Below are 11,599 nucleotides of genomic sequence, written 5' to 3'. Positions count from 1 at the left end.
GTGGCCACGAGCCGCGAGTTGCCGCGGACGAGGGCGGTGGCGTCGTAGCTGAAGATGTTGCCGGGCGCGATGCTGCCCACCTCGAGGTAGCAGCCGCCGCCCCGCAGCATCCGCAGTCCTTCGGGGATGACCTCGGGATAGCCGACCAGATCGGCGACCACGTCGGCGCCGAACCCGCCCGTCAGCTCCTTGACTGCCTCCACGCGTCGGTCCGCCGTGGAAAGCTCGACGGCGCTCAGGGTGTGATCGGCGCCGAAGGCCCGGGCCAGCTCCAGCCGCTCGGGCAACCGGTCGATCACGATGACCTTGTCCGCGCCCAGGTCGCGCGCCACCGCCACCGCGTTGATGCCGAGACCGCCCGCGCCCTGGATCACCACGGCGTGCCCCGCGCGGAGCCCCGCGCGCCGCAGCCCGTAGAGCACCTGGGAGAGGGCGCAGTTGGTGGGGGTGGCGATGTCGTCGGAGATCTCGTCGGGGATCTTGAAGACGAAGTGGCCGGGCCGCAGGTAGTAGTACTCGCCGTACGCGTTGTTGAAGTAGGGCGGCGTGCCCGCCACCCGGTTGGGGCGCGCCTTGCGCGGGCAGTTCCCCATCTCGTCGTGCAGGCACACGGGGCAGCGCCCGCACGGGAAGAAGTAGAGGTACGTCACGCGGTCGCCCTCGCGGAGGAGCTGGCCCATCGAGTCCGTGGTCACCCCCGCGCCCAGCTTGTCGACGCGCCCGCACATCTCGTGGCCGAAGGTGAGATCCTGCGGGCTCGCCCCGTAGATTTCCTTCATCTCGCCCCGCCAGATGTGAAGGTCGGAGCCGCACACGCCGGCCCGGGAGAGGCGCACGAGGATGGCGCCCGCCTCGACCTCCGGCACGGGATACTCGCGCAGCTCGAACTCGCCGCCGTACGCCTTGAGCACCGCCACGCGTCCCTTCATATGTCCTCCCCGCCGTCAGTGGTGAGAAGCATGTGGATGTCACGCCAGCTGGTGGGGGGGCCCGGGGTTGCACTGTGAGGCACAGCCGAAGGCGAGCCGAGCCAACCCTCAGAGGGAGCGACAGCCGGCGCTCCCCCCCGGACCCGGTGGACAGAGGCGCTCAGGCCAGGAAGTCCCGGCACAGGGCCTCCCACATCATGGCGGAGAGCTTGAGGCTCTCCGTGTCGACGCGCTCGTTGCGGCCGTGAAACATGATCGGATACTCCGTGTGCGGGATGCGCAGGGAGTGCAAGCCGAAGCCGTAGGCGGGAATGTTCCGCCAGCGGAAGAACTTGCCGTCGGTGCCGCCGGTGGTCAGCCGCGGAACCACGCGGCTGCCGGGCAGGAGTTTTTCCGCGATCCGCCTCACGGAATCGAAGAGCGGCGTATCCGGCGAGCTGAGCGATCCGGGCTCGGCGCGCCCATGCGTGATCGTCACGCGAGACGCCAGCTCTCCGAGGGCTTCCGCGAGCATGGCATCGACCTCCTCCGGCGTCACGCCTGGCAGGGCGCGGATATCCACGTCGATCTCGACACGGTCGGGGATGACGTTGGTCTTCACGTCGCCGTGAATGACGTTGGGCGAGAAGGTGGTGTGGGTGCAGGCGTGGGCCTCCCGGGCCAGAGCCAGGTTGTCGAGCTCGCGGGCCGACTCGAGGACGCGGTCGGCATCGGTGAGGTCGCGCGTGAGGTCGGGGCCGAGCTCGAGGGCCTCCACGTAGCGGCGCCACACGTCGAAGATCCGCGCCTTGGGGTGATAGCCGCCGATCCGGCGGACCACCTCGGCCGCCGTCACCAGCGCGTTGTCGGTGCGGAAGGGACGCGAGCCATGGCCGGGCGTGCCGGCCACGGTGAGCCGCCGCCAGTTGGCGCCCTTCTCGCCCACCCCCAGGGTCAGCACGTGGCCGGAGCGCGTGGGGATAGGCACCCCGCCGTTCTCGGTGATGACGTAGTCGGTCTTGACCGCTTGAGGCTCGCGCTCGACCAGGTGGCCGGCGCCGTGGGTGCCGCCCGCCTCCTCGTCGGCCACCGCCAGATAGATGAGGGTGCCCCGCGGGCGGAAGTCGCTCCGGGCGAGCTGGCGAGTGGCCACGGCCATGGTCGCCGTGAGATTGAGCATGTCGATGGCCCCGCGTCCCCACACGATGCCGTCCTCGAGCTCGCCCCCGAAAGGATCGCGACGCCAGCCGTCCGCGCTCACGGGAACGACGTCGGTATGACCCATGAGGAGGAGCCGCGGGGCCGACGGATCGGAGCCCTCGATGCGGACGATGAGGCTTTCCCTCCCCGGCTTCGACGTGTACCGCTCGCAGGACACGCCCGAGCCCGCGAAGTAGTCCTCGAGCGCGGAGGCGTTCCGCGTCTCTTGCCCCGATCCGACCGTGCCATCGTTGACGCACTTGTTCCGGATGAGCGTCCGCAGGAGCTCGGTGGCTTCAGCCTCGATGGCGCGTCCATCGCTCATGAGATTCTCCCCTCGGCCTGATCAGCCGGAGACCCTTCGCTTGGCCTGGGCGCGGTAACGCTCTGGCACGGAGTCCCAGCCGTCCGTCCAGTTCGCGACGCCGTCCTCGTCCACCCAGCGATAGATCTGGCTCTGGCGGGCGGGCTCCCGGTCAGCGGCCGCTGGCGCGGAAGGCGGGGGCGGCGCCGTAGGAGGAGCCGGGGGAGGACTCGGAATCCAGACCCACTGATACGGCGTGATGGGGGGCGGCGGCGCGACCGCGATCACGACCGGCGGACTGTAGACAGGCGTGGAGTAAGACGGGCCGTACCAGGGGGGTGCCGCGTACACGAAAAACCGCGCGGGGAAATGGCCAGGCCGATGGACGAAGGGCGGACGCACAAAAGGTGGAGGAACGGGGCGGTGCATGCCCACGTGGCCGCCCGCACCCGGGCGGCCGCCGGCAGAGCCCGTGCGCGGCTGCTGGGCCAAAGCCGCGCCGGAGACAAGCACGAGGCTCGCGGCGAGGCTCAGGACGACGGCCGAGACGATCACATGCCTTTTCACGTCAGATCTCCCGCGCAGGTCACTTCGAGGCAAAGACTTCCTTGAGCAGGGCCGTCGTCCGCGCCGCCGGGTTCGTTCGGATCTGCCGCTCCTGCTCGCCCACCACGTGGAACAGACCGTCCAGCGCCTTGCCGACCACGTAGCCGTCGAGGTCGAAGGTCTGGCTCTGCGCGAAGGGAATGGCCTCGAAGCGCCCCATCAGCTCCTTGTACTTGCGGACCACTCCGACTTCTCCCATGGTGCGATCCACCACGGGCTTGAAGGCCGCCGTGAGCTTGTCGGTCGTCGTCCGCTTGAAGAAGTCCGTGGCCGCGGTGTCCCCGCCCCCCAGAATCTTCTGGGCGTCGTCGAAGGTCATCGAGCCGATGGCGTCCCAGAAGATCTTCTTGGCGGCCGGCGCGGCCTTCTCGGCGGCCCGGTTCATGCTCAGCACGAACTCGTCGACCTTGGGGCCGTAGCCCACGACCCGCAGCCCCTGCTCCACGCTGCGCAGCTTCTCGGGCATGAGGATCTTGATCGCCTCGTTGCCGAAGTAGCCGTTCGTCCGCCCGGTGAGACTGACTGACTTCTCGGTGGCGACCTGGAGCGCCTCCTTCAACCCGGCTCCGACCTTGACGTCGGACAGGCCGCTGCCTTGCTGGCTTAGGCCAAGACCTTTGAGGACCTGATCGAGCTGCGCCCATGCGGGCGTGGCGAAGAGAGCGAGGGCGACGGCCACGGCCAGCCTGAGCGCGATCATGGAAGCCTCGAGGCGCGCGATCAGTCGCGATACGAGGGATCGCTACGGTCGAGCCGCCGGAGCAGCCCGGGCCACACCAGCTCGCCCCGGCTCCCTCCCCGTCTGGCGCCCATGACAGGGTAGGCGCTGTCGATGATCTCCTTGGGAACCGAGATCAGCTCTCCCCCGCCCGACTGGGCGCGTACCTGGATCGCGCAGGACGTCTCCAGGTAGTACATGGAGACGAAGGCCTCGGCCACGGTCTCCCCCACGGTCAGGAGCCCGTGATTTCTCAAGATCAGCGAGTTCTTGTCGCCGAGGTCCGCCACGAGCCGGGGCTTCTCGTCGTCCCGGAGGGCCGGACCTTCGAAGTCATGGTAGCTCAGGCTCCCGAGCACCGAGATCGAATGCTGGGAGATCGGGAGCAGTCCCGCCCGCTGCGTCGAGACGGCCACCCCGCTCGGGGTGTGTGTGTGCAGCACGCACTGGGCGTCGTGGCGCGCGCCATGAATGGCGCTGTGAATGACGAAGCCAGCGGCGTTGACGGGAAACGGCGAGTCATCCGCCTTGTTGCCCTCCTGGTCGATCTTGACCAGGCTCGAGGCCGTGATCTCGTCGAAGAACAGACCGTACGGATTGATCAGGAAGTGGTCCTGGGTGCCCGGGACCCGCGCGCTGATATGCGTGAAGACGAGATCCTCCCAGCCGTACCGCGACACGAGCCGATAGCAGGCCGCGAGATCCACACGCACCGCCCATTCCTCTGGCGAGACCTTGTCCTTGAGCGATCGTATGGTCAGGGCTGAATCGGTCATGATCGACTCCCTCCTCTGGATCGTTGCGGATCAATGCCTGCACGTCCGGCGGTCGGTACTGTACCACGAAAGATTGCTGGGGCTACGAGCAGGCGATGCTCTCCCGTTGAGGCTTCCAGTGGTATTCGACATCGGGCTCGGATTCCGGCGCCGGGCTGACGCCGAGCCTCACGGCCACGAACCCGAGGCTCTCATAGAAGGCGCGGCCATCGTGGTTGATCTGGAAGGTGAAGAGGCGAAGGCCGGAGGGCGACAGCGCCTGGGCATGAGCGATCAGGGCGCGCCCGATGCCCTTCCGCTGGTGATCCGGGTCAATGTAGAGCTGGTCGATGAAATCACCGGCCATGGCCAGAAACCCCGTGGCCCTCCCGTCGAGCTCCGCCACCCAGACATCATGACGGACCAGGACCACGTCGCGGAAGTGCTCGCGATCCTCCTCCGCCGTATGTCCCTTCCGCGCCTGGAAATCCGGAAAGGCCCGGAGGCGGGCGCGCCGCCAGAGATCGTTCACCGCATCAAAGTCCGCCGGCTCGTAGCGACGGATGATCGGGGCGAGCGCCATTCGAGGAGTGTACCCTACTGCGGCTCGCCCCCTCGGACATCGCCTCCATCCCGTCTGAGTCCTGGCCTGGACTATTCGCCAGACAACGCCACCCTGGTCTACTCAGGCCTCGCCTCAGGGCTGCGCCCTTCAGCTCGAACTGCGGCCCTCTCCTCTCCGAGGGAGAGGAATTCATTTTGATCCCTCGCCCCCAGAGGGGGAGAGGGCAGGATGAGGGGGAGGCAAAAATGCGGCACGCGCGATCACGAAAAGTTCGGCCTAGGGCATCCGCTGCCAGCGCGCGGCCCAGAGTCCCTTGAGCTTCTCCTTCTGCTCGGCCGTGAGCTGGGCCTTGGCCTGCTCGCTCGTGCGGATGGCGGCGATCTGCCCATCGGCCCGCATGCGCTCGATCTCCCGGACCTTGGTCTCGACCTTGCCCATGTCCACGGGATCGCTTCGCCGCAATTCCATCAGATCGAGCCGAGCGAGCTGCTGATCGGCCGTGCGCCGGATGGCCGCCCGTCGAAAGTCCATGCCGAGCTTCTGGATCGACTCCACCTGCTGAGGGGTCAGCCCCAGCTCCTGTCGATGGCGGAGCACCATGCCGATGAAGGAGCGCCCGCCTCGCCCCTGCCACCCTCCGGCGCGGTGCTGCCAGCCGCCGAAAGCCCGGTGTCCCTGCATCTCGGGACGGTCCGCGGCCCGACCCATCTCCTCATAGGCCACGGGCAGGAGCTCCGGTGCCTGCGCGTCCTCCGGTGATTGTCCCGCCGCCGGCACCGTCAGCCCGAGAACCAGCACCAGCCCTCCGAGCACCTCTCTTGCTCGCATGCGCCCCTCCCGTGGCTAGATCACTTCGCAGGCGCCCCTCCCTGCTCGTGCCGCACCATGTGGCGGCCACGTGAAGGGGATATGTCGTGAAGGTAAAGGAGTGTGAAGGCGTACGCAACGCGAGGCTGAGGGATTGAGGTATGCTGGCGGGCATCGTGGCCCAAGTCGCAGCGGAGGTCGTGATCTGTGGCGCAGGTATCGCCGGCGTCGCCACCGCCTACCACCTGGCCGTGCGCCGCGGAGTGCGCGACGTGCTCCTGGTGGACGAGCGCCCGCCCCTCTCCCTGACCAGCGACAAGTCCGCGGAGTGCTACCGCAACTGGTGGCCCGGTCCCGGCGACGACATGGTCGCGGTGATGAACCGGAGCATCGACCTTCTCGAGGAGCTGGCCCACGAGAGCGACAATGTCATGCGCCTCAATCGGCGTGGCTACCTCTTCGCCACCGCTGACCCCGCGCGCGTCTCTCGCTTCGTGGAGATGGCACGCGAGGCGGCCACGCTCGGCTCCGGGCCGATGCGCCTGCACGCGACGGTGGCAAGCGGCTACGAGCCCGCCGCCTCAGAAGGATTCGACTCGCCGCTGACCGGCTCGGACGTGATCACCGAGCCGGTACTCATCCGGCGCCACTTCCCCTTCCTCGCCCCGGAGACGCTGGCCCTCGTCCACGCCCGGCGCTGCGGATGGTTCAGCGGCCAGCAGCTCGGCATGTACATGCTCGAGCGCGCCCGCGAGCATGGGGTCCGCCTCATGGAAGGTCGGGTGGAGCGCATCGACACGGCAGGCGGACGCGTGCGCGGCGTCGACATGCGCGCCGCAGGTGGCCTCCAGACCATCGGGACCTCGCGCGTGGTGCTGGCGGCGGGACCGTTACACGAGACGGCGGCCCGGATGCTCGGGATCAAGCTCCCGCTCTTCTGCGAGCTGCACGCCAAGATCGCCTTCAACGACCCGCTCGGCGCGATGCCGCGCTCGGCGCCCCTGACCATCTGGACCGATCCGGTGACCATCGCGTGGTCGGAGGACGAGCGGGAGGAGCTGTCGAGCTCGGCCCGCCACCGGCGTCTCGTGGACGAGCTACCGGGGGGCGCGCACGGCCGTCCCGAGGGCGCGGGGGAAAGCACTTCCGTCCTCGGCATCTGGACCTATGACGTCGAGACCGTGGAGCCCAGCTTTCCGCCGGAATTCGATCCTGCCTACCCCGAGGTCGTGCTCCATGGGATGGCGCGGATGATCCCGCGTCTCTCGCCCTATCTCACGCGCATGCCTCGCTGCTTCGTGGACGGCGGCTACTACACCAAGACGCGAGAGAATCGCTTTCTCGCCGGGCCGCTGCCCATGGAGGGCGCCTACGTGATCGGCGCGCTCTCCGGCTACGGCATGATGGCCTCCAATGGCGCGGCGGATCTTCTCGCCGACTACATCGCCGAGCGCCCGCTCCCGCGCTATGCTCCCGCCTTCCGCCTCGACCGCTACGAGAACCCCGACTACGTCAAGCTGCTCGAGGGCTGGGGCGACTCCGGCCAGCTTTGATGGAATTGAGCGGCACGCGATACACGCAGTCCAGGGGGGCCAGCATGCGCCGCCATAGCCGTCGCGAGCTCCTGCAGGGCAGCGTGGCCCTGGCCGCTTTCAGCCTTCTGTCTGGCTGCGAGAGGCCCGGCCAGCAGGCCGCGAAAGTTCCCCGGATCGGTTTTCTGGCCGTCGGCTCGCGCGAGGGCCGGGCCTTTATGATCGAGGGCTTTCTCCAGGGGCTGCGCGAGCTCGGCTACGTCGAGGGCCAGAACATCGCCATCGAGTACCGCTTCTCGGAGGACCGCAATGATCGGCTGCCCGAGCTCGCGGCCGAGCTGGTCGACCTGAAGGTGAAGCTGATCCTGGCTTCCGGTACGCCGGCGAGCTTTGCGGCCAAGCAAGCCACCAGCGCGATCCCCATCGTCATGGGGGGCCTCGCCGCCAATCCGGTCGAGACCGGACTCGTCGCCAGCCTCGCGCGGCCGGGCGGCAACGTCACGGGGATGACATTGATGACTTCGCAGCTCGGCGGGAAGCGGCTGGAGCTGCTCAAGGCGATCGTGCCGAGCCTTGCGCGGGTGGCGGTCTTCTGGAACCCGCCCAATCCCACCTACGGGCCGGTCTTGAAGGAGCTCGAGGCCGCGGCCCCCACGCTGGGGTTGAAGCTTCAACGCCTCGAAGTGCGGGTTCCCGGGGACCTCGCGGGCGCCTTCAAGACCGCGACCAGGCAGGGCGCAGGTGCGCTGATCGCGCCGGGTGATCCCCTGGTCGCGAACCGGCCAAGAATGGTCGCAGACCTCGCGCTCAAGTACCGACTGCCGACGACGATGGACATCAAGGAGTTCGTGGAAGCCGGGGGCCTGCTGTCCCTGGGGCCGGACCTCGTCGATTCGTACCGGCGGTCGGCAACGCACGTGGACAAGATCCTGAAGGGAGCCAATCCGGCCGACCTTCCGATGGAGCAGCCCACGAAGTTAGACCTGTTCGTCAACCTGAAGACCGCCCGGGCTCTCGGCCTGACCATTCCGCAGTCGGTCCTGGTGCAGGCCACCCAGGTGATCCAGTAGAGAACTGATCGCGCGTCGACTGCGGCAAGCTCTAAGTAGATCGCGCGCGGCCATCGACTTCCCCCTCACCCTGCCCTCTCCCCCAGTGGGGGAGAGGGATTCTAGCTTAGCGAGGGCTTCCTTCCGCCCTCTCCCCCATCGGGGGAGAGGGCCGCAGTTCGAGGGCTGAGTAGATCAGGGGGCGACGACTCCGACGAAGTGAGCAGCCTACGAGCTCTTTGATGGTGCGGCGCCGTCGAAGAGTTCGCGCCGCGCCATGCCCCGCTGAAAGGTGAGGTAGTCCTCGCGGCTCATCGGTGGCTTGGCCTTGGCGACGATCTCGCGCGCGCCCGCGGCCCCGTCGGCGAGAAGATCGACGACCATGGCGGCCAGGGCCTTGGCGGGCAGGACATAGCCGAGCTGTTTGTCCACGATGGCGAAGGTCGCGGCATGGCCCGGTCCCTGCGCCCCGCCCATGTAAGGATGCAGGCTCGGCATGATCTGGCTCACGTCTCCCATGTCCGTCGACCCCGATCGATGCGGGATGTCCCGATACTGCTCCTGGCCCACGAGGCCTTTGGCCGTACTCTCGAAGAGCCTGGACATGCTCTGATCGCAGAGCAGCGGCATGGGCCCGGGCAGCGTCTCGATCTCCACTTGCGCGCCCAGAGCCAGGGCGCCGGCGCGAAGGGCCCGGTCCACCTTCCGGCTCGCGTCGAGCACGCCTTCCGCATTCTTGCCCCTCACGTACATCTCGAGGCGTGCCTCGCCCGGGATCACGTTCACCTGCGACCCGCCATGCGTGAGAATGGGGTGGACGCGGATCGAGTCTTCGTCGCGAAACGTCTCGCGGAGGGCATTGATGGCGGCGAGCCCGATCTGGGCGGCATAGAGGGCGTTCACCCCCATGTGCGGCGCTCCGCCGGCATGGGACGCGCGGCCCACGAATCGCGCGGTCTTCCCCACCCGGCCATTGTTGGACGCGGGCACGCCGGCCTTGCCGTCCTCGGCGCGCCAGTTGGTGTGGATCATCATGGCGAGATCCACGTCGTCGAAGCAGCCCAGCTTGATCAGCTCCTGCTTGCCGCACGGGAACTCGAGCCTGCCCGCCCTGATCTGGGCCTGACGCCACTCGATGTCGCCGCCCTCCTCGGCGGGGACGGCGAAGAGGGCCACCCGCCCGGCGAGATGATCGAAGGCCTTGGCGTCGACGAGCCCCATGGCCGCCCCCAGCATCCCGGCCACCTGGGCATTGTGGCCGCATGCGTGGGCGGCGCCCGTCTCGGGATCAGCCTGCGGATGGCCCGTGACGCGGAGGCCGTCGAGCTCGCCGAGCAGCGCGAAGGTCGGGCCCTCGCCCGCGCGCCCGCGGGCATCCGCCCGCACCCCGGTCATGGCGAGCCCGGTGCGCGACTCCAGACCCAGTCGCTGGAAGGTCTCCTGAACCAGGGCCGCCGTCTTGACTTCCTTGAAGCCCATCTCCGGATTCTTGAGAATGCGCTCGCCGATGCCGATGATCTCGTCGGCCCGCTTGTCGATCGCCTCGAAGATGCGCCGCTTCAGCTCGTCTTTCGTCATCGCTCAGTCACTCCTTCTCCCCGGGTGATGGGCATCTTCGGCACTCTAGCTCATCGTCTTTGGCAAGGCGAGCACGGCCTGTTCGACGACCCCTTGGTCCTCCACCGGCGCAAATGCCGACGCCGTACATGGCGAGTCGAGATCAGCGAAGCGGTAGGCGGCCGCCGTGCTGCCCGGTCCCTGGCCCGTATGACCGTGGCACCGGCCTCGGGGAGACGCGACATCTATCATGAGGCCGAGGCCGTAGCCCGGCGTGCGCCACGGCCGGCGCTGCATGGGCCCGCCGAGAGGGTAAGGCTCAGCCATGGCGTCCAGCAGCGCGGGCGGGAGCAAAGGACCCGAGAGCAGGCGATCGAGGAACAGCGCGGCCTCGCCCGGCGTGCCGATCAGAAGGCCGTGATAGACCCAGCCCGGATGGTAGCCCGCCTCATTGCCCCACGCGGTGACGCCGAGATCGCTAGGGACGCGCGCGAGCCGCACCCCCGGCACCCGCAATGGGGTGAACACCAGGCGCTGAAGCGCCGCGTCGATCTCTTCGCCTGCCGCGTCCTCGATGAGGCGACGGACGATGAGGTATCCGACATTCGAATAGGCCCAGCCTCGTCCTGGCGGAAAGAGCAAGGTCTCCGCATCGGCGCGCCGCAAGAGCTCGTGCGTACTCCAGGGCTCGTCGCTCCTCGCCACGGCCTCGTGATAGGCGGCAAGCCCGCCGTAGTCGGGGACACCCGCCGTGTGCTGCAGGAGCTGGCGCAAGGTGAAGGGCCGCCCGGCGAGGGGCGCGTCCAGCGCGAGCTTTTCTCGCGCCACGAGGGCGAGGGCGCCCGCGGCCAGCGCCACCTTCGTGAGGCTCCACCATGGCACCGGATGCGAAAGCGGATCGTGAGGGCCGAGCTTTCCCCCCTCGACCACCGCGGTCAGGAGCGGCGAGGCGCACATATCGTCGCCGCCCGCAAGGGCGTGGAGGGCTCCCGATTTCTACTCGGACTTCGCGAGGAGTTCCCGCATCGCCTCGACCACGGCCGCGGGTTGCTCGCGCGGCATGAAATGACCGACGCCGGCCACGATGCGACGCTCGGTGCCGCCGGGAAACAGCGACATGTGCCGCTCCGAGCGGCGCGTGGGATCGACCCCATCATCGCCGCCCCAGAGCGCCACGCTGGGTACGGTGATGGGAGGCCGCTCCGCAAGTCGGCGCTCCATGGCATCGAAGCGTGGGTCGCTGGGCGCATTGCCGTGGCGATGGCGATAGGAATGGATCACCACCTCGACGAAGTCAGGATTGTCGAATGACGGCGCCGTCCGGTCGAAGGTGGCGTCATCGAACCGCCAGGTCGGCGACCACTCCTGCCACAGGAAGCGACACAGCTCGCGCCGGTTCTGCTCGAGGCCCAGGCGGCCGCGCTCCGTATTGAAATACCACTGATACCAGTACGCTCGCTCCTCGAGCGGGCTGGCGGGGCGCGGCGGCCCCAGGGTGTTTTGGACGTTATAGCCTCCGATGGTGACGAGCGCGCGCACGCGCTCAGGCGCCACGAGGGCAACGATACAGGCAGCGCGTCCACCCCAGTCATAGCCCG

Annotated in this window: 12 protein-coding genes; 2 read left to right on the top strand and 10 right to left on the bottom strand. The window is 68.4% G+C overall.

Annotated features, from left to right (window positions below; all coding sequences use genetic code 11):
- The 7 genes from VGT00_06235 to VGT00_06205 all read right to left on the bottom strand — a co-directional run.
- A partial coding sequence (locus tag VGT00_06235; protein HEV8530995.1) for a zinc-binding dehydrogenase occupies positions 1-929 on the bottom strand: 929 nt, incomplete at its 3' end.
- 160 nt (positions 930-1,089) lie between these two features.
- Complete coding sequence (locus VGT00_06230; protein ID HEV8530994.1) at positions 1,090-2,433, bottom strand: M20/M25/M40 family metallo-hydrolase; 1,344 nt, start codon at positions 2,431-2,433, stop codon at positions 1,090-1,092.
- A gap of 21 nt (positions 2,434-2,454) precedes the next feature.
- The gene (locus VGT00_06225; protein ID HEV8530993.1) at positions 2,455-2,979 is read right to left on the bottom strand and encodes a hypothetical protein; all 525 of its coding nucleotides are present in this window, start codon (positions 2,977-2,979) and stop codon (positions 2,455-2,457) included.
- A 19-nt stretch (positions 2,980-2,998) separates the two neighbouring features.
- Complete coding sequence (locus VGT00_06220) at positions 2,999-3,718, bottom strand: DUF4197 domain-containing protein (GenBank protein HEV8530992.1); 720 nt, start codon at positions 3,716-3,718, stop codon at positions 2,999-3,001.
- A 20-nt stretch (positions 3,719-3,738) separates the two neighbouring features.
- Complete coding sequence (locus tag VGT00_06215; protein HEV8530991.1) at positions 3,739-4,512, bottom strand: class II aldolase/adducin family protein; 774 nt, start codon at positions 4,510-4,512, stop codon at positions 3,739-3,741.
- A gap of 82 nt (positions 4,513-4,594) precedes the next feature.
- Positions 4,595-5,074 (bottom strand): GNAT family N-acetyltransferase, encoded by a 480-nt coding sequence (locus tag VGT00_06210; protein HEV8530990.1) that lies wholly within the window; start codon positions 5,072-5,074, stop codon positions 4,595-4,597.
- 258 nt (positions 5,075-5,332) lie between these two features.
- The gene (locus tag VGT00_06205; protein HEV8530989.1) at positions 5,333-5,884 is read right to left on the bottom strand and encodes a hypothetical protein; all 552 of its coding nucleotides are present in this window, start codon (positions 5,882-5,884) and stop codon (positions 5,333-5,335) included.
- 140 nt (positions 5,885-6,024) lie between these two features.
- On the opposite strand from VGT00_06205, the gene VGT00_06200 reads away from it, so the two are divergent.
- Together VGT00_06200 and VGT00_06195 are read left to right on the top strand one after the other, a co-directional pair.
- Positions 6,025-7,416, top strand: a complete 1,392-nt coding sequence (locus tag VGT00_06200; GenBank protein ID HEV8530988.1) for an FAD-binding oxidoreductase — start codon at positions 6,025-6,027, stop codon at positions 7,414-7,416.
- A 44-nt stretch (positions 7,417-7,460) separates the two neighbouring features.
- Entirely contained in the window at positions 7,461-8,465 is a 1,005-nt protein-coding gene (locus tag VGT00_06195; GenBank protein HEV8530987.1) for an ABC transporter substrate-binding protein, read from the top strand.
- A 207-nt stretch (positions 8,466-8,672) separates the two neighbouring features.
- Here VGT00_06195 and VGT00_06190 read toward each other — a convergent pair whose 3' ends face one another.
- The 3 genes from VGT00_06190 to VGT00_06180 all read right to left on the bottom strand — a co-directional run.
- On the bottom strand, positions 8,673-10,022 hold the full coding sequence (locus VGT00_06190; protein HEV8530986.1) for an amidohydrolase: 1,350 nt from the start codon (positions 10,020-10,022) through the stop codon (positions 8,673-8,675).
- A gap of 45 nt (positions 10,023-10,067) precedes the next feature.
- Positions 10,068-10,958, bottom strand: coding sequence for a serine hydrolase domain-containing protein (locus VGT00_06185; GenBank protein HEV8530985.1), 891 nt, complete (start codon positions 10,956-10,958; stop codon positions 10,068-10,070).
- Positions 10,959-10,997: 39 nt separating this feature from the next.
- A partial coding sequence (locus tag VGT00_06180; protein HEV8530984.1) for an alpha/beta hydrolase occupies positions 10,998-11,599 on the bottom strand: 602 nt, incomplete at its 5' end.

The organism is Candidatus Methylomirabilota bacterium (genome assembly GCA_036002485.1).
Lineage (GTDB): Bacteria > Methylomirabilota > Methylomirabilia > Rokubacteriales > CSP1-6 > AR37.
Note: the sequence above shows the minus strand (reverse complement) of the source record. Positions and strands in the feature narration are given on the sequence as shown.